The sequence below is a fragment of the Acidobacteriota bacterium genome, from assembly GCA_022340665.1.
Taxonomy (GTDB): domain Bacteria; phylum Acidobacteriota; class Thermoanaerobaculia; order Thermoanaerobaculales; family Sulfomarinibacteraceae; genus Sulfomarinibacter.
Map to the genome: position 1 here is coordinate 19,315 of JAJDNM010000090.1, position 24,655 is coordinate 43,969.

At 62.8% G+C, this 24,655-nt stretch carries 20 protein-coding genes; 14 read left to right on the forward strand and 6 right to left on the reverse strand.

Features of this window, described 5'->3' with window-relative positions; translation table 11 throughout:
• Positions 1-2: 2 nt before the first annotated feature.
• Genes LJE93_10560 through LJE93_10575 form a run of 4 tightly spaced genes read left to right on the forward strand, consistent with a single transcriptional unit; the run spans position 3 to position 4,099 of the window.
• Positions 3-1,052 carry a glycosyltransferase gene (locus LJE93_10560; protein ID MCG6949342.1) on the forward strand — a complete coding sequence of 350 codons (1,050 nt, stop codon included), beginning with the start codon at positions 3-5 and terminating at the stop codon, positions 1,050-1,052.
• Positions 1,049-2,002 carry a hypothetical protein gene (locus LJE93_10565; protein ID MCG6949343.1) on the forward strand — a complete coding sequence of 318 codons (954 nt, stop codon included), beginning with the start codon at positions 1,049-1,051 and terminating at the stop codon, positions 2,000-2,002. Before LJE93_10560 ends, LJE93_10565 begins: the two co-directional genes overlap by 4 nt.
• Positions 2,002-2,982: a GNAT family N-acetyltransferase gene (locus LJE93_10570; GenBank protein ID MCG6949344.1), complete on the forward strand. Its 981-nt coding sequence runs from the start codon at positions 2,002-2,004 to the stop codon at positions 2,980-2,982. The genes LJE93_10565 and LJE93_10570 overlap by 1 nt, the downstream gene beginning before the upstream one ends.
• Positions 2,983-2,986: 4 nt before the next feature.
• Positions 2,987-4,099, forward strand: coding sequence for a class I SAM-dependent methyltransferase (locus LJE93_10575; protein ID MCG6949345.1), 1,113 nt, complete (start codon positions 2,987-2,989; stop codon positions 4,097-4,099).
• Between the two features lie 4 nt (positions 4,100-4,103).
• Here the strand turns inward: LJE93_10575 and LJE93_10580 are convergent, their stop codons facing one another.
• The 4 genes from LJE93_10580 to LJE93_10595 are packed head-to-tail and all read right to left on the reverse strand — an operon-like array spanning position 4,104 to position 8,198.
• Positions 4,104-5,135, reverse strand: a complete 1,032-nt coding sequence (locus LJE93_10580) for a glycosyltransferase (GenBank protein ID MCG6949346.1) — start codon at positions 5,133-5,135, stop codon at positions 4,104-4,106.
• Positions 5,136-5,144: 9 nt separating this feature from the next.
• Positions 5,145-6,236 carry a radical SAM protein gene (locus LJE93_10585; protein ID MCG6949347.1) on the reverse strand — a complete coding sequence of 364 codons (1,092 nt, stop codon included), beginning with the start codon at positions 6,234-6,236 and terminating at the stop codon, positions 5,145-5,147.
• Positions 6,233-7,414, reverse strand: a complete 1,182-nt coding sequence (locus LJE93_10590) for an ATP-binding cassette domain-containing protein (protein ID MCG6949348.1) — start codon at positions 7,412-7,414, stop codon at positions 6,233-6,235. The genes LJE93_10585 and LJE93_10590 overlap by 4 nt, the downstream gene beginning before the upstream one ends.
• Positions 7,415-7,421: 7 nt before the next feature.
• Positions 7,422-8,198: an ABC transporter permease gene (locus LJE93_10595; protein MCG6949349.1), complete on the reverse strand. Its 777-nt coding sequence runs from the start codon at positions 8,196-8,198 to the stop codon at positions 7,422-7,424.
• 89 nt (positions 8,199-8,287) lie between these two features.
• On the opposite strand from LJE93_10595, the gene LJE93_10600 reads away from it, so the two are divergent.
• The 4 genes from LJE93_10600 to creD all read left to right on the forward strand — a co-directional run bounded on the left by LJE93_10600 (position 8,288) and on the right by creD (position 13,456).
• Positions 8,288-10,495, forward strand: coding sequence for a YfhO family protein (locus LJE93_10600; protein MCG6949350.1), 2,208 nt, complete (start codon positions 8,288-8,290; stop codon positions 10,493-10,495).
• Positions 10,496-10,500: 5 nt separating this feature from the next.
• Entirely contained in the window at positions 10,501-11,232 is a 732-nt protein-coding gene (locus tag LJE93_10605; GenBank protein MCG6949351.1) for a glycosyltransferase family 2 protein, read from the forward strand.
• A gap of 267 nt (positions 11,233-11,499) precedes the next feature.
• Complete coding sequence (locus LJE93_10610) at positions 11,500-12,000, forward strand: hypothetical protein (protein MCG6949352.1); 501 nt, start codon at positions 11,500-11,502, stop codon at positions 11,998-12,000.
• Positions 12,001-12,133: 133 nt separating this feature from the next.
• Positions 12,134-13,456 (forward strand): cell envelope integrity protein CreD, encoded by a 1,323-nt coding sequence (gene creD / locus LJE93_10615; GenBank protein ID MCG6949353.1) that lies wholly within the window; start codon positions 12,134-12,136, stop codon positions 13,454-13,456.
• Here the strand turns inward: creD and LJE93_10620 are convergent.
• On the reverse strand, positions 13,425-14,618 hold the full coding sequence (locus LJE93_10620) for a pyridoxal phosphate-dependent aminotransferase (GenBank protein MCG6949354.1): 1,194 nt from the start codon (positions 14,616-14,618) through the stop codon (positions 13,425-13,427). The two genes, creD and LJE93_10620, sit on opposite strands and share 32 nt — an antisense overlap.
• A gap of 271 nt (positions 14,619-14,889) precedes the next feature.
• Here LJE93_10620 and LJE93_10625 point away from each other — a divergent pair, with 271 nt between their 5' ends.
• Both LJE93_10625 and LJE93_10630 read left to right on the forward strand, forming a co-directional pair.
• Complete coding sequence (locus LJE93_10625) at positions 14,890-17,727, forward strand: FAD-binding protein (protein ID MCG6949355.1); 2,838 nt, start codon at positions 14,890-14,892, stop codon at positions 17,725-17,727.
• Between the two features lie 274 nt (positions 17,728-18,001).
• Complete coding sequence (locus LJE93_10630) at positions 18,002-18,922, forward strand: hypothetical protein (GenBank protein MCG6949356.1); 921 nt, start codon at positions 18,002-18,004, stop codon at positions 18,920-18,922.
• On the opposite strand, the gene LJE93_10635 is transcribed toward LJE93_10630, so the two are convergent.
• Positions 18,888-20,123 carry a VanZ family protein gene (locus LJE93_10635; GenBank protein ID MCG6949357.1) on the reverse strand — a complete coding sequence of 412 codons (1,236 nt, stop codon included), beginning with the start codon at positions 20,121-20,123 and terminating at the stop codon, positions 18,888-18,890. The genes LJE93_10630 and LJE93_10635 overlap by 35 nt on opposite strands.
• Before the next feature lie 64 nt (positions 20,124-20,187).
• Here LJE93_10635 and LJE93_10640 point away from each other — a divergent pair, with 64 nt between their 5' ends.
• The 4 genes from LJE93_10640 to LJE93_10655 all read left to right on the forward strand — a co-directional run bounded on the left by LJE93_10640 (position 20,188) and on the right by LJE93_10655 (position 24,617).
• Positions 20,188-21,294, forward strand: a complete 1,107-nt coding sequence (locus LJE93_10640) for a glycosyltransferase family 4 protein (GenBank protein ID MCG6949358.1) — start codon at positions 20,188-20,190, stop codon at positions 21,292-21,294.
• The gene (locus LJE93_10645; protein ID MCG6949359.1) at positions 21,291-22,076 is read left to right on the forward strand and encodes a glycosyltransferase family 2 protein; all 786 of its coding nucleotides are present in this window, start codon (positions 21,291-21,293) and stop codon (positions 22,074-22,076) included. Before LJE93_10640 ends, LJE93_10645 begins: the two co-directional genes overlap by 4 nt.
• 92 nt (positions 22,077-22,168) lie before the next feature.
• Positions 22,169-23,347 (forward strand): VOC family protein, encoded by a 1,179-nt coding sequence (locus LJE93_10650; protein ID MCG6949360.1) that lies wholly within the window; start codon positions 22,169-22,171, stop codon positions 23,345-23,347.
• 109 nt (positions 23,348-23,456) lie between these two features.
• Complete coding sequence (locus tag LJE93_10655; GenBank protein MCG6949361.1) at positions 23,457-24,617, forward strand: homogentisate 1,2-dioxygenase; 1,161 nt, start codon at positions 23,457-23,459, stop codon at positions 24,615-24,617.
• Positions 24,618-24,655: the final 38 nt, after the last annotated feature.

The window sequence follows — 24,655 nt, forward strand, 5'->3', positions numbered from 1 at the left end:
AAATGGACGTCTCGCTCGTCATTGTCTGCCATCGGTCATCCCGTGTGCTTCCGGGGTGTGTCGGAAGCTTTCGGCGCGAGGCAGCGACGGCCGGCGTCGAGACGGAAATCATTGCGGTGGAGCACTCAGAGGATCCGGCCGAGCTCGACCGGGTCCGGGCTGCCGGGGTTGATCGTGTGCTCGAGCTGCCGAATCGTGGTTATGCCGCCGGATTGAACGCGGGCGCCCGGGCAGCCACGGGAGAAATGTTGCTGCTGGCCAACCCGGACATCAGCTTCTTCGAGGGAAGTCTTGCCGCCCTCCTCGACGCTCTCGGCTTGGGCTACGACGTCGTTGGTCCGCAATTCGTCTGGGACGAGGACGGTGAGGTCCTGTTGCCGGCGGCTGAAGACCCGGCGCCTCACGCCGAGCTCGTGCGCGCCGTCCGACGGCGCTCGCCGCGAGCGTGGTTGGCCGGTCTGCCGCTTTCACTCGACCGGGAGTGGCGGCTGTGGACGGCTGATGGTGCACGAGACGTCGCCTGCCTGCGCGGCGCACTGCTTGCGGTCACCCGGGAGACGCTCGACCGTTTCGGACCATTCGATGAGGGTTATTTTCTTTACTACGAGGAGACGGAGTGGTTGTGGAGGGCACGTCGCCGCGGTGCGCGGCTGGCACTGGTCGGCACCTCCAGGGTCCAACATCGTTGGGGCCACGCCACCGGGCAAAACAATGGAGAAGTCGGACAGGAGGAACGCTCGCGCCGGCGTTTCGTGGAGCGAAACTACAGCCCCGTGTGGCGGCGAGTTCTGGGGTCCGGCGGCCGTCACCACCGGAGTCCGTTGAAGCCCATTCGGCTCGTCCAGGGCGGCTCACCCCCCGAAATCGAGAACGACCTCTGGCTGGCCTCGCCGAACCCCCACCTGATGCCTGCTCTCGGGGTCGTCAGATCACCGTCGCTGCCGCCAGATTTCGTCGATTTCTGTCGGGCCTGGCGCTGGGTGGTCGCTACAGCGTCGCGCCCCGGAGGACGGTGGAAGATCGACCGCGCGTGGACGTGGAAACCTTCATGAGCTTCGAGAATCTTCAGTTCCGCCCCTACCGGGAAGGGGACGAGGCCTCGATCCTCGAACTCCTGAACGAGCAGGGCAGCATCCGCTGCACACTCGATGAGTGGGCCTGGCTCCATCCGTACGAGGAACCCGGCCGCAGCATCGTGGTGGGCGAGGAAGCCGGTGAAGTGACAGCCGTGTGCGGTGGAGCGCGGCTGCAGGTCGAGATCAACGGCCGAGAGTGGCCGGCGATAGAGATTCGGCATCTTGTCGCGGAAACCGATGAGGTGGCCGGCAAGGCGGTCGATTGCTTGGTCAAGGTGTTTGGCACGGATGGTCGATGCGCCCTGGTTGTTTCGTCGCATTTTCCCGATATTGCACACATCCCCGGGTTCGTGAGCCGATCCGATCGATGCTCGCAGGCGTTTGTTCGTGAGCGTTTCGTACCAGCATCACGCATTCACCTGAGATATCGGGCGGAGCCCGCCCGGGACTGGGAGCCGCGGCTCGACGAGCTCTGGCGGCGAGCGCGAGGTTCGTATCCGAACGCGGCGGTACGCGACGCGGAGTACGCTCTGCGGAGATTCGCGGGTCATCCGACGGTCCGCCACCATCGATTCATCGTGTGCCCGAGATTCTCCAGCCACGCTGTCGCCTTCGGCGTCCTCGCCGGTGAACGGTCCCGCTGTCGCTGGGTGGATCTCGTGTGGGACCATGACCACCCGGGTGCTCTGGAGCTGCTGGCGAATCTCTCCGGCCGCCTGGCCGGACAGCTGGGAGCCAATCACGAGGAGGTGTGGATGGTGGGTGACGCCGAGGGCCTTGCCTTGTTGGCGAAGCGAGGATTCGCAGGCGACGACTCGCTGCCGGTTCCAATCGTTTCGGCCAGGTCGATCGCGCCGGATGTCGACGTCTCCGCATTTGTCGAGGGGGCCTACCTGACTCTGGCGGATGTCGGGAGGCGTATCTGATGAAGCCGGTGGTCCGCCTTTACCGCGATGGTGACGAGCAGGCCATCAATGACGGATTCAACCGAGCGTTCGGCAAGCAAAGGAGCGTCCAGGAGTGGGCGTGGAAGTACCGGGCAGGCGATCCCCCGTACCCGATCGTGGCTGCGTGGGACGGTCAACAGTTGGCCGCCCACAACGGTGGCGTTGCTGCTGATTACCAGGTCTATGGCCAGCAAACTCTGGCGATCCAGGGTGCCGATACCTTCTCTCTGGCAGCCGCCGAGCGGAACCCCGAGTGGCGTGGAGCGTGGCAGCAGGTGATGGAACGGTTCGCTGAGTTAGCCGCCGACGAATTCGGTGCGTCACTGCTCTACGGATTCACCGGGGGGCGTGCCATCAGTCACATGGTTGCCCGGGCGCAATGGGATTCGGTGTCGCCTCGGAGGATCCCGCTGCTCACCCGGCATCGCCGCCCGGCCGGCAGGTCGGCGGCCTCGAGGCTCTTCAGCGCGCGGCTCGTCGGGGAGCACTACTCGATCGTCGACAGGCTGTGGGCGCGTGCGAGCAACCGCTACCCGGTGTCGGTGGTGCGCGACGGCAATCACGTGAGGCGACGTCTCACGGGGCATCCGACGGTGCGCTACCATCGGTTCATTGTGCGGCCCCGATGGTCGTCCGCCCCGGCCGCATTCGTTGCCTTTCGAGCCGACGGAGGCGTCATTCGATGGGTCGAGCTGGTGTGGGACGGCCGGCCGGGGTCCCTCGAGCTGGTCGACCTTCTTTCTCGCGGGCTTGCGGAGCAGACCGGCGCCGAACGCGAAGAACTGTGGCTGGACGGAGATCCGGAAGCGGCGCGGTGGCTCGAGGTATTCGGATTCGAGAGCAGGCCAGACCCGAGTGGAGTCGTGCGAGTCGTGAAGTTTTTGAGCGAAGACCTCAAGGCGGAATCCTTCGCTCCAGGAGGGGTGTACACCACGATGGCGGACGCGGATCTGGTGTGACGCAATGAAAACGAGTTCTCGTATCGTGCTGGCCATCGACTGGAGCCCCGAATTCAGGGAAGCGCCCGAGTTTCGATGGCTCCAGGGGTGGGTGAGAGCACAGGCCGAACAGGTCTGGGACGAAGTCGAGACGGTCGATGATCTGTTTTCGCTCGGTGCGGAAGCCCCACTTCTGATCGTCGGTGAGCGTAGCCTGGTAGGTCGACGAACGCTGGGGGCGATGCGTCAGGCTATCGAGGCCGGGGTTACTGCCGTCGTTCCGCATCGACTCGCGGAGTCCGGTCTGCCGGATCTCCACCGGATCAGAACCCTTAGAGGAATCGAAAGAGCGGAAGAAGCCGCTCTTTCGCGCGCCCGGAATCTGGAGGCTGCAAAAGCGCCGTACCCGGCGATGCTCGTCTCGCAGCCAGTCGTTTCCCGGTTGGATCACCCGTCACCGGCGTCGATACTGAGTGGCGATGATCTTCCGGTTGAACCTGTGGTGGCGGGGCTCTGCCACGAGTTCATCGATTACTACGGCGAGGTTCGAGATGACATACTGCCGCTCCTGGGCAAAGATTGCCGTGACGTCCTCGAGGTGGGCTGTGGGCGGGGTTCCACGGGTGCATTCATCCAAGAACAGATCGGTTGCAGAGTCACAGGAATCGAGCTCAATCCAGTGGTGGCTCGAGCTGCCGCGGAACGCCTACACCGAGTGATTGTCGGCGATGTGCTCAGAATTGATCCGGGAGAAAATTTTGACGTGGTCGTGGCCTGCGAGCTTTTCGAGCACCTGACTGAAGGCGAAGTCTTCTTCGAACGCCTTCGGCGGTGGATTCGACCGGGCGGGCGTGCCGTTCTGTCGGTGCCGAACGTTGGCCACCATTCGATTGTCGAGGACCTGCTTGCCGGGCGCTGGGACTATTTGCCGGTCGGTCTTCTGTGTTCGACTCACTACCGGTTCTTCACGCGTCGTACCCTCGAGGACATGCTCCACGCTGCGGGGCTGCACGATTTTGAGATCATCCCACAATCAACCGAACCGCCCGAATGGCTGGACGGGCTGCCGGATAGCGTCGAGATCGACGCCGAGAGCCTGTCGACGCACGGTTTCTACCTCGTGATTCACATTTCGTGAGTTTTTATTCGTTCCGCCACGCTCCGGTGGCAACCCATCGAAGCGCTTCCTCCGCGGACTCGACGGCCCGCTGCGGAGAGTACCGTGCCGCCACCTGCAATCCCGCGATTCTGCGGCGCTGCCATAGCGCCGGATCGTCGAGAATCGCCGAGCCGGCATTCGCGAACGCTTCGGCTGCGTGAGCCGGTACGAGCGTTGCTGCCTCCGAAGCAAAAGATTGGAAACAAGAGATATCGGAGGCTACGACCGGAATGCCCGAGGCGAACGCTTCGAGAACCGGAAGGCCGAATCCCTCCTGTTCCCACGATGGGGCAAGCAACAGATCACATCCGGCGACCAATGAAGCGGCTTCTTCGGGCGCGAGGTGGTGGTGATATTCGTCCGCGAGCAGGCGCGAATGTTCCTCGTCGGTAATCGGGTACTGAGAGAGGCGGACCAGGCGGAGATCCCGCCCGGCTCGGCGCATGTGGCCGAAGGCGTCGAGCGCGGTCGCCACACCCTTCCAGTCCCCCTCCCAGGGTCCGACGACAAGAATCCGTGGAATGGCGGCAGGCTGTCGTTTGGACTTCGAGGCGACCCTCCAGAAAGATTCCAGTGGCTGCAGAACGAGGCGTGAGGGCCGGTCGAACATTTCCTCGAGCAGCTGGCCGAGGTGGGGCGAGACCACGAACGCGGGAATCGGATGGTGGTAGGCGTCGATGATCGCCGGGTGGTCAGCGGTGTTGTGAGTGTACGTGGCCTCGAAACCTTGACAGTAGTGAGCGACCTCTCCTCTCGCGATCTTCATCGCTGGAGCGATTGTGGTCCAGTAGGTGGCTACAGTGACGTCGGCGTGAACCGTTCCGAGTTGGTCGAAATCTCCGACCTGCTGGAAATCGGCATTGATCGTCATCCAATCCGGCGCCGGTCCGAGCGATATCACCGCGACTCGATGTCCGCGTTCGGCCAACAGGTTGGCCTGGTTGAGGATGACCTTGACGCCTCCGAAGAGCACGGTGTCTTCGAGGAGGTAAGCCACGGATAGAGGCGTCGTCATCGGGTCGCCTCAACGCCGAAGAGCGTACCTGCAGTTGTCGCAGATGAAGTCCTCAGGTGGGGCTTCAATCCCGTACACCTGGCGACGCGCCCGGGCGAATGCTTCGCCGTCGAGGATTTCGCGCAGGCTCTGATTCTTCAGGTTACCGAGGACCCAGCTCTCCTCGTAGTCCTGGCAACAGAGGACGATGTTCGCCGCTGCCGTAATATGGACATGTTCGATCGGCCGCGAGCCCATGTAATCACATCCGCGAACCATCAGGTCGCGTCCCTCTGCCGCGAGTCCGACGTCGAGGTATCCCGCACGATCGTTTGCCTCGAAATCTTGAACGACGAAGTTCGAGCCCGCGAATCGTTCTGTGATTTCCTTGAAGTCCCGGGCGTGCTGCTCTTCATCGACTCCGAGAACTACAATGACCATCTCGTCCGCGATCCTCTTATCCTTGGCATAGTCCAGATTCGCAAGCACCCGTTCGAGGTGATTGCGGCCCCGGTCCCTGGCGTAACGCTCCGGATCCAGGGTCGACAGGTTGACCGAGAAGTACGACAAACCGCCGATTTCGACCAGTGCATCGACCTTGTCGGGCGTCAGCCCCGATCCATTCGAAAGTACGGCTGGCGGTAGCCCGGCATCCTTGATGGTCTTTACCTGGCTCACGAATCGACGATCGAGTGTCGGCTCGTTGTATTGGATCATTGCCACGACCTCGATCGGTTGGTCGAGGTCGGCGATCTCAGCGATGATCCGCTCGTAGAGTTCTGTGGGCATGAAATATTGTTCGCGAGGCGCCACCGACACCGGGCAGAAAAAGCAGCGTTGGTTGCAGACGGAGTGGGCCTCCAGCGAGACCCAGCGAATACGGTAGGCACGAGAGAGATCCTCGTTCTCCGGCACCAACCATCCCTCATTGGCCAGTTGTTTCTGAGTCGGATCGAGGTCTGCGATGAGCTCACCGCTCAATGCGAATTGGCGCAGCCCGGCGTACCGCGGGTCCTCGGCGGGGATGCCGCGTCCGGTGTGAGGGTTGTACAAACCGCCGCTCGCCACGTGGATGAAGGGACTCGCCCTCCACCGATCGCCATACTTTTGATCACCGGTCATCGCTCATCCCTGGGGCCCCAGCTATGCCGTATTTTGCATATTCCGAAGGGGTATTCGTCATAGGATACCGCGAAGGCGTCCTCGATGATGCGGGTGTCATATATGTGAAGCCCGTCCTCTGCGAGCAGGAAGATATAGAGCTTGAAGGTGCCCTTGACAAGCGGCAGCTCTGGAATTTCGAGCCGCACCGAGTGTCGTGTGCTTCCGGTCCAGGGTTCGACACCGTCCCGGTGCGAGAGAAACGAGGCCACCTCCACTTCGTCCGGTCGGTTGAGACCGACACAGACGTGGAATTCCAGACTCGGATCCTCGGTCTGCCAGTCGATCTCGAGTTCCAATGGATCCCCCTGTCGATACTCGGCTCCGGTCGAGAGTCGGACATCGGTGATTCGCGCCGGCGATTCAGGAGTCGCTTCGACGACCTCTCTGCCCTCCTCGGCTCGACTGCTTTTGGCATCCAGGAACGCTTCGTAACGGGGAACGACGTCCTGAGTCGGTCCAAGGGCCTCGATCCGCCCCCCATTGAGCCACAGAGCCCGTCGGCAGAAGGCGGAAATGTAGTACATCGCGTGCGAGCAGATCAGGAGCGTGCCGCCGCCCTCGACATAGCTCTTGAGATGGACCATGCATTTCTTCTGGAAGTAGCCGTCGCCCACCGACAGCGCCTCGTCGATAATCAAAACGTCCGGACTCACCTGGATGGCGATCGCGAACCCGAGGCGCATCACCATGCCGGTGGAGTAGGTCTTGATGGGCTGGTCGACGAATTGGCCGAGCTCGGAAAACTCGATGATTCCCGGAGTGTGCTCGATGACCTGTTGACGGTCGAGGCCGAACATGGCCGCGTTGAGAGCGATGTTCTGCCGTCCGGTAAGCTCTCCGTGAAAGGCGGATCCGAGCTCGAGAATCGATGCCACCGACCCTCCAAGGTGGCACGATCCGGAGGTCGGCGCCGTGATGCCGGCGAGTATCTTGAGCAGCGTGCTCTTGCCGGCACCGTTCTCGCCGATGATGCCGAGGCCTTCGCCCCGGTCGACCTCAAAGTCAATACCCCGAAGTGCCTGGAACGGTGCGTGCCGGGTCTGGCGGGTCATGCCTTCGATCAATCGATCCACTGGCCGGGCGTAGACCTTGTAGGTCTTCGTGAGGTCGCGGGCAGAGACGATCGGTCTGCTCACGGCACCCTCAGATCTCGTCCGCGAACACCGGTTTGAGCCGGCGAAACACCCAGGTGCCGACCACCAGGGCAAAAACCGAGGCGATGACCAGTGGTGTCAGCGTCGCCAGTGGCGGCATCGAGCCGCCGAGCAGGGCCTGGCGGTACAGGTCGGCCAGCGGTGTGAGCGGATTGAGGGCCAGGTAGAACTGGTACCGCTCGGGGACCAGTCCGATCGGGTAGACGATCGGCGTCAGGTAGAACCAGCCTTGCAGCAACAGATTCGCAATCTGCGCCGTGTCCCGGAAGAAAACGTTGATGGCGGCCGAGAAAAAACCGATGCCCGCCGTTAGCGCGACCTGCAGCGGAACTGCGATGATGAGGATCCAGATTCCCGAAAGCGAAAGCTCTCCAGAAATTCCAAGCACAATCACGAAGAGAGCGAGCGCAATCGCCTCATGCAACAGCGCGGCCAGAACGACCGCCCACACCAGGAGCGCCGACGGGAACGACATCTTCTTGACCAGTGCCGCGTTTTCGGTGATCGCCGTCGTAGCGCGAGTGATGCCTTCCTGCACCGCCATCCAGGGCAGCAGGCCGCAGAAGAGAAAGACCGCAAAGCTGTCGGTCAGCTCCAGAGTTCCTCGCGGGATTCGCATGACGACCGAAAAAACGAATGTGAACAGTGCCAGCATCCACAACGGCTGCACGAAGGACCAGAGAAAGCCCATCACCGAGCCGGCGTAACGGCCCTTGAAATCGCGGCGGGTGAACTCGCCGAGCAGGAAGAGTGAGTGTCGCAACATCTCTACGTCGTGCGAGTTTAATACGGATCGCGAGCAACACCCGTTGACAAGGCTTGACGGGTCACGGCGACCCGACCACACTCTGTCAGATGTCCCTTTTCGGCTGGACCCTGTTTCCGCTGATCATCCTCCACCTATGGCTGTTTCGGCGGCACAGGGCGACCTTCCGTTTTCAGCTCCTGCTCGATGTGATTGTGGCGACGATCGTTGGCCCGGCTCTGCTGGTCGGCGGTGACCTCAACCCGGTCACGACGATCAAGGGTTCGCCACCGTTTCGCCATGTGGAGTGGTCGAGGACTGCGGGCTTTCAGCCCACTCAGGGAGACCTCGTCTACCAGTTCCACCCGTGGTGGGACGAAACGGGCCGCCAGATGCGTCGAGGAGAGTTCCCCTCGATCCAGCCCGGCGTTGGCGGTGGGTTGCCGCTGATGGCCAACGGCCAGACGGGCATCTGGGCGCCGATGATGGTGCCGGTATGGCTTCACGGTCCGGAGCGCGGCACGACCATCATGGCTTTCTGGAAGATCGAGTTGGCGGGCCTGGGCGCATTCCTATTCTTCGCCACGGCGTTGCGCCTTCGGTGGCGGGCAGCCGCGGTCGGTGGCGTGGCCTGGGCCGGTGCTCCCTATCTCGTCGGTTGGTTGCTGGTGCCGTTGGCGTGGGCGGTGGCTGCGTTGCCGTGGACGTGGTGGGCGGTCTGGTGGGTTAGCCGCCGGCAGGGTTCGTTCAGGGGTGCGGTCCTAGTAGGACTGGGTTTCGGATGGCTGATGGGGGCGGGTCTTCATCCGGAATCCGCCGCCGTCGTCTGCGGCTCAGCCCTGTTGGCGCTGCTCTGCTGCCACCCGCGTCGTTGGTGGAAGGCGGTAGCGGTGGCCGGAATTGCCGGCCTCACGGCGCTCGCACTGGCGTGGCCGACGGTGGGCTACATCCAGGCCTCGTCGAGACATGCTTTGGGTGCCGATGGCGAGGCCAACCGGGAGGGGTTGCCGCCATCCATACAGAGCGATTTGGCTCGGCAAATGATTCTGCCGGCCTCCATGGGCCACCCCGGACGCGGAGACTGGCGGCCGGAGTACCCGCACGCGCCCGGCGCGGTCGGGGTGGGAGGCGTCGTACTGGCCCTGCTCGCGAGTGGCCGGCCACGAAACCGGTATCGACGGTGGGTTTTTGCGGCCGGCGCCTCGGCCTTGCTCGGCCTGACTCTTCTCCTGCGCATTCCGCCGATCGAATCGTTGCTCGTGCGCATCCCGCCGCTCGATCAGATGACGCTCCCACGGTTCGGCGTTCTCATTCCGTGGGGTGTCATCGTGCTCGCGGTACTCGCGTTGGACGGGGCGATGTGGGGCAGAGCGCGTTTGCTTCCTGTCCGGCTTCTCCCGGCCGTCGGATTGGCGATTGCGGCGACGTGGGCAGCGCCCGGTTCTCTCGCTCCGGTTGATGCGGCGCTGGTGGTGTTGTCGGTCGGTATGGCTGGAGTCGTCGGGATTTTCGGGCGAGGTTCGCTTGCACCGGTGTTGGTGACGATCGAGCTCGCCCTGCTGGCGGTGGGGATCAACCCGGTTGCGAGCACTTCTGATCGGCTGCCGACGCCTCCGCTGGTCGAGCGGCTGGTCGAGCTCGAGGCCGAAGAGCCAACTCGAATCGTCGGCCTCGGTCGTGCTTTTTCGCCAAACCTCGCCAGTCGCTACGGACTCCGCGACCTGCGCGCCTTCGGTCCTCTCAGACCGTCCACCTTTGTCCGTCTGACGGGGGTTCTCGGCGAGCCGGCAACGATTCTCGGAGGACCCCTGGAACGCCTGCCGGCGGGGCTGTGTGGGGCCTGGGGGGTGGGCCTTGCGGTGACCCCGCCCGGCCGGGAGCTCGAGGGTTGGCGGCCGGAGTACCGCGACCGCGATGGCGCCATCTGGTCGAATCCTCGGGTCCTCCCTGAAGTACGCGTTGTGGGCCGCGTCGTCGAGGAGCCCGAAAACACTTCGCGTCTTCTCGAGCTTGTAGAAGCCATCGATTTCGAGACCACTGCCCTCGTGAGTGGCGAAGAAGGGGTGGGTGCGGACGTCTTTGCTTGCGAGCTCTGGCGACGGACGCCGACATCGATCGAGGCGACGGCGGAGTGCGACGGGCCCTGCCTGGTGGTCGCCGCTCAGGCGTGGGCGCCAGGCTGGCGGGCCTCGGTCGACGGCGAACCCGAGGGACTGGTGCGGACGAACATCGCCGGCATCGGCGTTGTCGTACCGGCCGGTCGCCACACGGTTGCCTTCGAGTACCGTCCCTGGTCGTGGCGTTTTGCGCTACCCTGATGGGCATGACGACCAACTCCGATGATCGGCCGGACCTGTCGATCGTGGTTCCGATCTACAACGAGAGGGACAATGTCGACGCCCTGGTCGACCGTGTGCGCTCGACCTTGGACGGCGCCGGACGATCGTGGGAGATGCTTGCGGTAGACGACGGCTCGAATGACGGATCTGGCGAGCGGCTCGATGAGCTGGCTGCCGGTGAAGAGCGGCTGAAGGTCCTGCATTTTAAAGAAAACTGCGGCCAGTCTGCGGGGCTCGACGCGGGGTTCGAGCATGCTCGCGGGCGGTTGGTTGCCCTCCTCGATGCCGACCTCCAGACATACCCCGAAGATCTGCCGCAACTGATTGACCTGCTCGAAAACGAGGGCGTCGACGCTGTAGTGGGGATCCGTGCCGAACGTCACGATAGCGGCTGGAAAAGGTTCAGCTCCAGCTTTGCCAACGGTGTCCGAAACTGGCTCACCCGCGAGGACATTCAGGATACCGGCTGCCCGATCAAGGTCTTCCGGGCCGACGCGATCAGACAGGTGAAGATCTTCACCGGGATGCACCGATTCCTGCCCACGCTGTTGCGGATGGAGGGCTACACCGTCACGCAGATACCGGTGCGCCACACCGAGCGCACCGCCGGGAAGAGCAAGTATGGCACCTGGGACCGCGCCTTCTCAGGCCTGCGCGACGCTCTCGCCGTGCGCTGGATGCAGGATCGTCGAATGAAGTGGCGCCTCCGCGATTGATCCCGCTACCTCGCCGCCCGCCCGCCGCTCGCTGACGCTCGCAACCAAACGGCAGGACCGCCAAACGACGGTACGGTTTTCCCCGACCAGCTAACCGTACGACAATTCCGCAGGCGGAGGGAAAGACGCCGACGCGAGACGGGAACGTGGTGCCCCTTAGCCGTCGAGCCGTGTAACCGTCGGGCCGTATTTCCGTCCAGCCGTCTTACCGTCTTACCGTCGAGCCGCTGCACCCGTGACGGAACGGCGCTGCGCTACCATTTGCCGATGCTGGACGACCCCATGGCGCCCGATTTCGCAGAACGTCTCTCGGCCTACCACGAGGCGGGGCACGCAGTCATGGCACAGCTCTGCGGCCGGCACGTGACCGAGGTTGAGATCATCGGCGACCGCGAGCATACCGGCAGCGTTCAGTCGCTGGCGTATCTCCCCGACCCTGCGGAGTTCGACCGCCCCGAGGACGAGGCCGAGGAGGTGGTGCGTCGTCTCAAGGTCATTCTCGCGGGCATCGTTGCCGAAGGAATCATCTCGGGTCGTGAGCAATGGGACGATTCGAACCAGGATCTCGACACGGCGGTCCGTCTCGCCATGCGCCTGGTCGACGATTGCGAGGACGTGATGCCGTTGCTCGAGGAGACTCGCGCCGAAATGGAAAGAGAACTCCGGCGACACTGGTCTGCGGTCGAGATGCTCGCTGGTGAGCTGTTGGTTCACAAAGTGCTCACCGGGTCCGAGGTGAGGAGGTTGGTGACACCACACCTCTCGTGACTCGCGCGAGATGATGGGGTGAACCGCGACACGGCCTCGATGCCTTTTTTTGCCCGAGCCAGACCAAGGATCTGCCTCGCTGTTGCCATCGTCGGGGTCTCTTATGGTGTCAACGGTATTTCGGGAGGTCGAGATGCGCCCCCTTTCCAGCGACTCCATGTTGACCCTCAAGCTCATCGTGATCGGGATCCTCGGTGTCGCTCTGTGGATCCCGACGTCGATGGTTGGCTTCGTAGTCAAAGATCGTGCCGATCGACGGGACGACATTGTCGGTGAGGTTTCCGCTACCTGGGGCCGGGCTCAGGTCGTGCAGGGGCCGGTGCTCTCGGTCCCCGTGACCAGATGGAGCGAGGACGCCGACCGGAATCCAGTGGAGAAAACCGTGTGGATTCACCAACTCCCGGAGTCGCTGATGATCGAGGGACAGCTCGAGCCCGAGGTCCGCTACCGGGCGATATATGAGATCGTCCTCTACCGAGGTCAATTGCGCCTCAGCGGCCGCTTTCCACCTCTCGATCCGTCTCGATGGGGGGTGGAGCCGATCGATGTCCGCTGGGATCGAGCGGTGCTCACCTTCGGGGTCTCGGATCCCAAAGGTCTCAGGGAGGTCCCGCAGATCAAGCTGAGCAAGGCGCCGCTCTCACCCGAGCCGGGGGAGGGGCGGGGGCCGTTCCCGGAAGGGCTCGGAGCAAAGGTGGACCTCCAGCCTTACAGTCAGGGACGGTACGAGGAGTTGCCGTTCGAGATCGAGGTCGAGCTGGCGGGGAGTGAAAGCCTGCATTTCTTGCCGATGGCGCGCGAGACCGAGGTTCAGCTCGGCGCGTCGTGGCCCGACCCGAGCTTTGACGGCGCGTTCCTGCCTGACGTGAGAACCATAGACGATACGGGCTTCAGGTCGTCTTGGAGGGTCCTTTCGCTCCACCGCGAAGTGCCTCAACATTGGCTCTCCGAGGATGATCCAGGCAGTTGTCACGGCGATACTCTTATGAGCTCGTCATTCGGCGTGCGCCTGCTCTTCCCGGTCGACGCGTATCAACGGACCACGAGGACGGTGAAGTACTCGATCCTCTTCTCCCTGCTGACGCTCCTCGGTTTCTTCGCTGTCGAGGTCGGAGGAGAGACCTCGATTCACGCGTTGCAATACGTGGTGATCGGGTTTGCCCTGTGCATCTTCTACATGTTGCTGCTCTCGTTGTCAGAGCTCGTCGGCTTCAACCCGGCATACGCGGTTGCCAGCTTCGTCATCATTGCGATGGTGTCTGCTTACATACACGCTATCGTCAGGTCGCCCGCTTTGACCGTGCTCTGCGGAGCTGTGCTGGCGGCGGTCTATGGAAGCCTGTTCATCATGCTCCAGTTCGAAGAGATGGCATTGTTGATGGGCACCGTCCTGCTCCTCGTCTTGTGCGCGGTGGTGATGCTGCTCACCCGCCGGCTGAATCGGACCGAAATTTGACAGTATCGGCAATCGCGTCGAACAGAAGCCACACGCCACGGTGAAAGACCTCGGGCGGCAGGAGCAGGCTGAGAACCAGCCAGCCGTCGCGCGCGAAACCGAAGAAACCGCCGGGATGGACGGCGACGCCGCGCTCGAGCAGCAGCTTCACGCACAGGTCCTCCTCGTCGATCACCGAAGGCACCCTGACCGGGGCGCTCCAGCCGCCACCGATGGGACCGACGTCGATCTCCGGGTGGACGCTGGCAAGGCGACGCAGGGCGTCGAGGTTCGCCTGACATCGGGTGGCAATTTCTTCTCGAATCAGGACTGCATCGGCGAGGATCTGGGGCGAGGCGAGGGCAACGGGTGTCGAGACCGAAAGATAGGCATCGGCGACGTAGTCGAGTCCTTCGAGGACCGGTTCGACGAGCTCCGAAGGGCCGGTTACAACAATCCACGAGAGCTTGAGCTGCGGCAGCCCGACACTCTTGGACAGACCACCGAGTGTGCAACACAGACAATCATCGACTGATGCGAAGCTCTGGTCGGAGCCGGGGCCTCCATCGAGCGGGAAAAGGAGGAACACCTCGTCCGCGATCAGGGCCCAACCGCGATGGCGACACAGATCGACCAGGCGCTGGCGATCGTCGGGATGGATGAATGAGCCGGTGGGATTGTTGGGTTGGACGACAATTACCGCTCTGGCTTCCTCGGATCCGTCCTCGAGAGCCGAGAAGTCGATTCTCCAGTTTGCCTCCGGGTCGAGAGCATAAGATGTCGCGTTGATGCCGTCGAGCTTTGCGAGATGATCGAAGAGAGGGTAGGAGGGCGATGGCACCAACACCTGTTCGCCCGGGTTGCAGAAGAGGCGGAAGAGAAAGGAGTAGGCCTCACTCGTCGAGGCGGTGAGAAGGACATGCTGCGCGTCGGCACCAACGCCCCATCGCGCGTACTCCCCGGCCACCGCAGCGCGGGCAACCATTGGCCCTCGGGCATCGGGTTCGTAGACCAACCCGCGACGAGCGGCCAGCGGCGAAAGGAGGGTTTCCGGATACGAGAACCCACACGCCGTCGGGTTGCTGACCGTGAGGTCGTACGGGATCTCGCCGATCCTCTGCCTCGCCTCAGCCAGGCGGTTGAGGGACAGGTCAACCGGGATCCTCCGCGATCGTTGAATCATGGCGTGATTGTAACGTTCGACCGCTCACACGCTAGATACTCGTCTCTCGATACTTGTTTCTCGATACAGCCGCCCACCCGGCTTCGCCCACAGGCTTCGCCGTGGCGAGCCCCTTGCCAATGCAGCGAGACGACTTATGGATTTGTTGCATCCAGCATCCAGCATCCAGCATCCAGCATCCAGCATCCAGCATCCAGCATCCAGCATCCAGCATCCAAGTTCCAACATCCAACATCCAACATCCAACATCCCGCACGGATAGAATGACTGCATGGCCGAACTGACAGACCTCCAACGACAGGCGCTCGTAACCTCCGGTTGCGAAGTGCGCACCGACATGCTCACCCGATGCCTCTACGCAGTCGATGCCTCGATCTACCGGGTCGAGCCGGCGGCGGTCGCCTTTCCACGTTCGGCAGTCGAGGCAGCGACCGTGCTGCGTGCCGCGGCGGATGGCGGTGTCGAGATCACCCCTCGCGGCGCCGGGACAGGACTCGCCGGTGGAGCGCTGGGCAGGGGTTTGGTGGTCGATTTCGCGCGCCACAACCGACGTATCTCCGACTACGACGCTGAAAGTCGAACCGTTCGGGTCGGGGCGGGCGTGGTGCTCGATCAGCTCAACGCCGAGCTCGCGCAACACGGGATGTGGTTCGGGCCCGACGTGGCCACATCGTCACGGGCCACTCTCGGAGGGATGATCGCCAACAACTCCTCCGGAGCGCACGCCCCGGTCTACGGCACGACTGCAGATCATGTGGTCGCGCTGGAGGTCGTGCTGGCCGACGGGACGGTGGCGGTTGTCGGCCCAGACGATGACGGTCTTCCCGCCATCCGACAACGTGCGGATGTCATCGTTGAACGGTACGCAGAGGCAATCGCTGAACGACTGCCCGAAGGTCTGATGAAACGGTGGCCCGGATACGGGTTCGACCGCGCGCTCCGCTCTCCCGGCGATCTCACTCAGCTGGTGGCGGGAAGTGAGGGTACGCTGGCGGGCATCGCCTCGGCGGTCTTGGGAGTGGTGCCCAGGCCCGAGACGCGGTATCTCGGGGTCGTGTTCTTCGGATCGGTCATGGATGCGTTGCGATCGTCGGTCGAGTTCGCCGAACTCGGTGCGGCCGCGATCGAACATTTGGACCGCGCAGCACTCGATCAGACGGTGGGGAATCGCGCCTTCGCCGCCGCACGCTCCCTTCTGCGCCTCGATGAAGAGCCGTGCGAGGCGATGTTGCTGGTCGAGTTCTTTGACGACGATTCTGGGCTTGCAGAGCTCGATCGCCGGGCCCCGGGGCGACGCCGTCAGCTGTTGCGCGATCCCGGTGAGCAGGAACTGGTGTGGGGATTGCGCCGCGCCGGGCTTTCATTGTTGACCAGCCGTGCTGGCCCGGCAAAGCCGTGGGGCTTCATCGAAGATGTCTGCGTACGTCCGGAACGGCTGCCGGAGTACGTCGAGGGCTTGCGGGAGATCCTCGATCCACTCGGCTTGGAGGCCTCGTTTTACGGCCACGCCGCGTCGGGAGAGCTCCACGTCCGTCCGGTGCTTGACCTGCATCGCACCGAGGACATTTCGAAGTTACGGCGAGTGGCGGAGCAGGTCGCGGATCTGTGCAGGCGTTTCAGCGGCTCTCTCACCGCCGAGCACGGCGTTGGTCTCGCGCGGACGGAATTCGTCGAGGCGCAGATTGGAACGGACCTGATTGACGCGGCAGGTCAGATCAAGCGGTTGTTCGACCCCACCGGGGTCATGAACCCGGGGAAGATCATCGATGACGGGCGATATCGCATCGATGGCGACCTCCGCCTCGGGGAAGGCTCGGAGATTGTCCTGCCGTTCGGGCAGACGTATGCCTGGATCGGACGAGACGATGGTTTCGTTGCTAACTTGGAGCAGTGCAACGGCTGTGGCGGCTGCCTCAAGGCGGCGCCAACCATGTGCCCGACGTTCTTGGCCACAGGCGACGAGGCCTTGTCGACCCGCGGGCGCGCCAACACGATCCGTGCCGCCCTCGAAGGCCGTTTCGAAGGCTCATCAGGTGTCGTGTCTACAGAGCTTTCGGAGGTCCTGTCGAGTTGTCTCTCGTGCAAGGCATGTGTCGTGGAATGTCCCTCGAATGTGGACATGGCGCACCTCAAGGCGGAACTGGTGCACGCCCGGCACCGCGAACGCAGCGCGGGCCTGATCGATCGCTTGATAGCGAACGCTGATCTGCTCGGCCGTCTCGGAACACTGACACCTGGAATCGCGAATGCCCTGCTAGGCTGGCGGCCGTTTCGCGAGCTCATGGAGAAGGGCCTGGGTGTTGACGTCGGCGCCCCCCTGCCCCCGTTCGCCCGCCAAAGGTTCGATCGGTGGTTTCGACGAAAGGTTCCTGTAGGTGCAGGGAGCAGGAGCCGGGTGCTTCTCTGGGACGACACCTGGGTGCGTTATCACGAACCATCGATCGGACGCGCGGCGGTCGCGGTGCTGGAGGCGGCCGGGTTCGAGGTGGCCCTGGTCGAGGATCGGGTCTGTTGCGGCCGGCCGGCCGCGAGCCGCGGAATGCTGGACGAGCTGCGTCGGGCAGCTGAGCACAACATCCCTCTGCTCCGCGACACCATCGAGCCGATTGTCTTCCTCGAGCCCTCGTGTTGGTCGGTCTTCGTGGACGAGTACCTCCAGCTCGGAGTCGAAGGGGTTGAAGGCGTAGCGGATCGTTGCCTCCTGTTCGAGGAGTTTGTCGCAGGCCTCTTCGATGAGGGAGCTTTGACGGCGGCAATGTTTGAAGCTGGCGGTGAGGTGGCGTTGCACACCCATTGCCACGCGGACGCCCTGGCCGACTCGAAAACAGTCCTGGATCTGCTGGAGCGGATTCCCGATTCGGTGCCGCGGCTCCTCGATGTGGGTTGCTGCGGCATGGCGGGTGCGTTCGGCATGGAGAGTGGACACAGGGAGTTGTCGCACAAGGTTGCGGAACCATTGGTGGCAGCGATCAGAGGTTTGCCGGAGGACACCGCGGTTGTCGCCTCGGGAACCAGCTGCCGGCACCAGGTTGCCGACCTCACCGATGCCCGTCCTCTCCATCTCGCCGAATTTCTGGCGAGCCGTCTACGAAGAGCTGACGAGCCTTGAACAATAGCTACCGAGGCGGCTGCGACCATGTGGAAAAGGAGAAAAGGGGAAAAGTGGCGGAGGTAAAGCCACGGTCCTCCTTTTCCCCCTGCCCTTTTCTCCTTTTTGAGGGTCGGGCTGGTTTTGACACGGCGTTGACACCTTCTGAGAACCCAATCATGTTCTTTCCCGTTTGAAGGGTTGAACGGCGCCCCAGAGGCGCGGTTGACGACTGGATCGGACCCGCCGGCGGTTGGCTCCGGCTACAATCGGTGGGACGCCGACTGGAGGACTGATGAGGATTGCGTACTTCGAACCGCTGACTCGAGCCTGGGAAAGGATGAAGCTCATCCTGTGGCGCCCGTTCGATCTCGCGAAGTGGCTCGTGCTCGGCTTCTCGTGCTGGCTCGCCGGTCTGGCCGACGGTGCCGGAGGCGGGGGTTGGAAGTGGATTGTTGACGAGGAAGACTTTCCAGGCCGATTTGGGCGCTGTAACGGGTGGATGTCCCACGAGGAGATCGGGAACGCCTTGGTCTGGCTGCCGCTGGCCTTTATCCTGATCATGGCGATCGCCGCGATTCTCGTGCTGGTTTTGTGGGTGTCTTCACGGGCGAAATTCATCTACCTGGACAACGTCGTGCACAACCGCGCAGAGATCGTCGAACCCTGGAATCGGTTGCGGACCCTCGGGAACTCGCTCTTTCTGTGGAGAATTGGCTTCATCGTCGTCTGCGGACTGGTGGCGATGGTGCTTTTATTGGTCTTCTTCGCGCCCGCTGCGACGTTTTCCTTCACCGACGCGCTGGCGGGGTTGTCGTACGCCGCCATGATCTTCGGCGTGATCGTCCTGATCTGTTTCGGAATCATTGCCGGATTCGTGGCGCTCATGCTCGAGGCTTTCGTGATCCCGATCATGTACAAGTTCGACCTCAAGGCGACGGAGGCGTGGAACTACCTCCTGCCATGGCTGAAATACCGCCCGGGGCATTTCGTCCTCTACGCCCTGCTGGTTCTGGGACTGGTCTTCGTCTTTGCCGCGATTTTCGCGGTCGTGTGCATGCTCACCTGTTGTGTGGTCGCGTTGCCGTACGTCGGAACCGTCATTCTGCTTCCGTTGTGGGTCACTTACCGCATATGGAGCGTCGAGTTCCTGACCCAATTCGATCCCGAGTTCGATCTTTTCACGATGGCGGAGCTGCCCGCGGCGGCCGAGTAGCGATCGAGAGATCGCAGACGACGAAAACGGCGAGCAGGGTCAGCATCAGTGCCCGCAGCTGAGCTTCGCTGAAGGTCGTGACGAGATGGCCGCCGACGCGGCTGACGAATTGCTGGTCCGGGTCCTGCTCCGCCTCGACCGATCTTCGCCTGTCCGGGCCCCATCGGCGGGCGGCCCGCGTCAGGGTCCGGCCGAAGGAGGTCTCGAGGATCAGATTCTCGCGCCAGGCAATCGTCATTCGCCGACGGTAGATCTCAGAGGCCTGGTCTGCCGTCCGCGCCCTGTTGAAATTCCGATTTCTGGCAAACAGGTGAACCCGGAATTCGTAGAGGAATGGGTCAGTGACCGGCGAAGCAGTCTCGCGCGGCGATCCATCGGCAGGTCTGGGCGGGTCGAGGTAGTGGATGATATCGGTCGATCGTTGCCGGTCAGACGTCGCGAGGTCTTGCGCTGAAAGGCGTGAGCGGAAGGCGGTCAACTCGTCCACCACATGAAAAAAACCGTATTCGCAGATGGCCTCGTGGCCCAGCGCCAGCCGGTTCGGAATCGGAAGGAATTCCGCGATGCGGGCCACACGCTGTGGCGTCGCCGACAGGCAGAGAAGAAGCAGCAAAACCTCGGCCGCGGCAAGGCGGCACGCGAGTCGCATGGATGACCTGTTCACCGACACGGGCCGAGGCGGGGCCAGCCGCCAGATCGCGACCTGGATCAGGGCCACCGCACCCCCGTTGAGGAAGATGTCGCGGAGGTCCCAGAACCTGCTTGGCACGAGCCACTGGATCAGCTCATCCACCGTACCGACGAGGAGCCCGACCAGCGTCACGACCACGTAGACCGTGGCGTCCTTCACCGGTCCAGAGAGGGCGCGGAAGAGAAGGATACCGAGCACACCGTACTCGATGAAGTGAACCGCTTCCTCAGGTTGACCCATCAGACGTCGGGTCCATAGGACGACAACAGCCGCGACAGCGATCAGCCACATGACGTCGGCTGGAGCCACCCGCGACTGCTGCCGCCCGAGCAGGATGAGAGCTGTGGCTACAGCGCATACCACGACGACCATCACCGTGTAAGCGATGAACTCAGCCGGCCAGTGGGCGACGAATAACTCCCGAAGCTTCCTTACGAATGGAATTGCGAGGTAGATCAGTCCGACCCAGAGGACAACGGCGAGCCAGGGACCGAGGTGTCTGAAGCGCACGGAGGTCATCGTACCGCGGTTCGCAGCACAGCTGCGCCGCCCATTTCGGGTATAGTCCGAATCCATGCTGGAAGTCGTTCACATCGACACCTCCAGAAGCTGGCGGGGCGGTCAGCTCCAGGTCTTCCTCCTACATCGGGAGCTTCTCCGCGTGGGCGTCGCGAGTCGACTCTTCGCGCGTTCCGGGGGTGCCCTGCATCGTCGCTGTGAAACGGCCGGTCTGCCGGTCGAACCGATCCCGCTCCTGAATGCCTGGTTCCCGTCTGGCGCCGCCGCGGCCGCCCTCAAGACTCGCACCGCGGATATCGTCCACGCCCATGATTCGCACGCCCTGAGTCTGGCTGCATTGGCGCGATTGGTGCACGCGCATCTCAAGGTCGTCTGTCACCGCCGCGTTGCATACCCCCTGCACGGTGTTTCCGGCCAGCGATGGAAATACCGTTGCGTCGATCGGTGGATCGCTGTCAGCTCCGAAATCGGCGGAATGCTGCGCCGCGCAGGCGTGGAGGACTGCCACATCGTGCCGTCGGCAGTCGATCTCGATGATCTGCGGAACAGCGAGTCCGCCGAGGCCAAGGCGTTCGTCAAGGCGAAATTCGCAATCGAACCAGAGGCGCCGGTTGTCGGATTGGTCGGTGCACTGGTGCGTCAGAAAGGACAGCGAACACTGATCGACGCGACGCCGAGAATTCTCGCCTCCACGCCCAACGCAATCGTTCTCTTCGTTGGTGAGGGCCGGGCACGGCGCCGCCTCGAGCACAAGGTGCGAAGGGCCGGGTTGGAGCTGTCGGTCCGATTCACGGGTTTTCAGAGTGATGTTCCAGCCCTGATGCAGGCATGCACGGTTCTCGTCGCACCGAGTGTTGACGGGGAAGGGTCGAGTGCGGTCATCAAGGAAGCCATGGCCCTCGGAACGCCGGTTGTCGCGTCCGATCTTCCGGGCAACTCGGAGGTGCTCGGTAATGCCGGGCTGTCCGTCGGGGCGACGGATGTCGAAGCCCTGGCGGAGGCGGTGGTGAGCTTGCTACGAGATCCGCGCGCACGGCGCGAACTCCGAGAGCTCGGACGTCAGCGCGTTGCCAGGTGGACTCCTGGAGCGATGACAGCTGGAGTCCTTTCCGCGTACGAGGGTGTGATCCGCCGGGCGGGGACCGCGCTGGAGCCCGCGTGAGCTCTTTGCCACCACTGACGGGAGTGGTGATCACACGGAACGCCGAAGAGTATCTCGACAGGGTGCTGGCCGCCCTCCATTGCTGCGGCGAAATCCTCGTTCTGGACTCCGGTTCGACTGATGGCACTCGCCAGATCGCGGATAATCACGGTGCGAGCTGGTTCGAACGGCCGTTCAATGGGTACGGGTCGCAGAAGCGACACGCAGTGGTTCGGGCCGCCCACGACTGGATTCTGTCTGTCGATGCCGACGAAGTGCTCGATCACGAGGCCGCTTCGGCCATTGAGACCATCGACTGGTGCGATCAGGATCCGTCGGTGTGTTGGCGGATCAGGCGGCGGCCCTTTATCGGGCGGCGGGAGATCCGCCACGGCCACTGGAATCCGGATTGGGTGGTACGACTGTTTCACCGAGGGCACCACGACTTTTCGGCTGCAGCGGTTCACGAGACGGTGTCGCCAAAAGGGACTGTGAGGACCCTTCCAGGGAGCCTGCACCACTACAGCTACCGGGACCTCGGTGAGGTTATTCGCATGGACTACCACCGAATCAAGGCCAGGCGTTATCGCGACGAGGGCCGCCGTTCTTCGGGTCCGGTTCTTGCCGCGCGCGCCTCCTGGGCGTTTGCGTACTCGTACCTCATCCGCCGCGGCTTTCGAGATGGACCGGCAGGTGTAGTCATTGCCCTTGCCGGAGCGGTCAATTCAGTCATGGGGCTTGCGATCGCCACCGAGGGCGGTGACGAAAAAGGGAAAACGGGAAAAGAAGAAAAGGAGAGGTAAATGGACCGCCCCCTCTGCTCCTCTGCGCTCTCGAGTGATCGCGTCTCAGTCCCCGCTTTGTTATGCTGGGGCACTTCTTGAGGAGGCGAAAGATGGGCGAGAAAAAGGGCTCCGGCATTGGAATCATCGGCTACGACACCTACGAGTTCGTGGTTGCAGACCTGGAACGAAGCCGGCGGTTCTACAGCGAAATGATAGATGTGCCCGAGATTGCCAGCCTCGATGAGCATGAGGCGGCGCTCCGGGGCGAGGACGCCGTGATGTTTGCTGCCGGCAAGGCACAATGTGTCTGTGTCACGCCGCGAGAGAGGGACTCGGCGTCCGATCGCTGGCTCAATCGGCACCCCGATGGCGTCAGAGTTGTCGGCTTCAGAGTGCGAAACGTCAACGCGACGAGGGCGATCCTCGCCGAGCGGAACGCAACCTTCGTATCTGATGTGATTGACGCGACCGACGGGGAGGATCGACCGTATCGCTTCTTCGACATCGCCACCCCGTTGGGGGACGTCCGTTTCCGGTTCGTTGAACGCGCGTCGGACGCACTTCCACCCGGCTTTTCTCTGAACAGCACTGCTTCGGAGCAGAACTCGAACGGCTTTCAGGTCATCGATCACATCACGTCCAACTTCCTGACCCTCGAGCCTCACGTGACCTGGCTTCGAGATGTGATGGGTTTCGAAGAATACTGGCGAGTTCACTTCCACACCGCGGACATCAACCCCGACACAGGGGGGTCGGGACTCGCGTCCACCGTCATGTGGGATCCTGAGTCTGGCATCAAGCTCGCCAACAACGAACCGGTGACGCCTTGTTACGAAGCGAGCCAGATCTACACCTTTGTCGAGGCCAACCAGGGTCCCGGGGTACAGCACGTCGCGTTCCACGTGCCGGCCATCTCGACCGCGGTCGATCAGCTGAGGAGCGCTGGCATCCAGTTTCTCGACACCCCGGGAACCTACTACGACATGCTTCCCGAGCGTCTGGTTCGCCAAAAGGTGCACAACTTCGACCATGACGTGGATGAACTGAGGCGCCTCGGTCTCCTGGCGGACGGTAGCGACGACCGGTACCTTCTTCAGATCTTTATGGTCGAGGGTGGATTGCTCTACGATGATTACATCGCAGGTCCTTTCTTCTACGAGGTGATTCAGCGGTTCGGTGCTCGGGGTTTCGGCGAGGGGAATTTTCGCGCGCTCTTCGAATCGATCGAGCGCGACCAGGTCGAACGTGAAGCGGCTCAGAAACAGCTCGATGCGGGAGCAGGATCATGAAGACGGAATTTCGGATTTCGAATTTCGGATTTCGGATTTGGGGCCCAACCGCCCGTCACCCGGGCGGGGAGGGTGGTGAAAATCCAAAATCGGGAAGTGGTGATAACAAATGATCCACAGGCTCACACGTGGCGATGTCCCGAGGAAGCCTCACACCGTGTTCGAGGTCGAAGGCAAGCTCACCTACGAACACTGTTTCACCCGTGCCGGGTTCGAATCGATCTACACGATGCTCTGGCACCGGAGCCCCCCACACTGGGTGGAGACGGAGGAAGACCTCGGACGTCATCCAGGCTGGGCCGAGGGTATCCGCACCGGACCCTTGCGCCGAAGTCACTACCTGGGCGAGAAGGGCGGCGGGGGCGGAAGCCCGCTGCTCTCACGCCAGCTCTTTTTTTCGAATTCCGACATCGGCGTGTGGTTGAGTCGGCCGACGGAAAGCGAGCCGACTCTGGTCGCCAATGCCGACGGAGATGAACTGACCTTCGTGCATCGTGGCTCCGGTCGGATCGAGTGCGCGCTCGGCGTGGTGCCTTTTACGGAGAAGGACTACGTCTACGTGCCGCACGGCCTGCCGCACCGTTGGCTGCTTGACGGGGCGGCGACACTCCTGACAATCGAGGCGCGCTCACCCTTGCGCGTGCCCACGCAGTATCGGGCGCCGGAGGGGCAGCTTTCGATGTATGCGCCGTTCACCCACCACGACTTCGTAGAGCCCGAATGGCCGGACGGGGGTATGGAGAAGCGCGAGGCCCCGCGCAGGCTCATTGTCCAGAACGGTGGCGTGCTGACTGCCTTCGAGATGTCCCATCATCCGTTCGACGTCGTTGGGTGGGACGGGCAGGTCTGGCCATTTGCCTTTCCTATTCTCGCCTTCCAACCCAAGACAGGAGCCATCCACCTGCCACCGACGGTCCACACCACATTTGCTGGCAACGGGTACGTCGTCTGCTCGTTCGTACCGCGGGTGGTGGATTTTGCGGAGGGTGCGATCCCGTGTCCCTACCCCCACTCCTCGCCGGATTGCGATGAGGTCATATTCTACGTCGATGGAAACTTTACCTCGCGAAAAGGAGTGGGACCTGCGTCGCTGACTCTGCATCCGCGAGGCCTTCCGCACGGCCCACATCCAGGCACCTACGAGGCTTCGATCGGAAGGGAGCGCACCGATGAGCTGGCGGTCATGATCGACACATTCAAGCCCCTGTTGCCGACACCGTTCGCAGATGCGGTGGAGGACATCAATTACAACCAGAGTTGGGTGAGGTGACGTCGCCGAATTCTGATTTCGGATTGCGAATTTCGAAT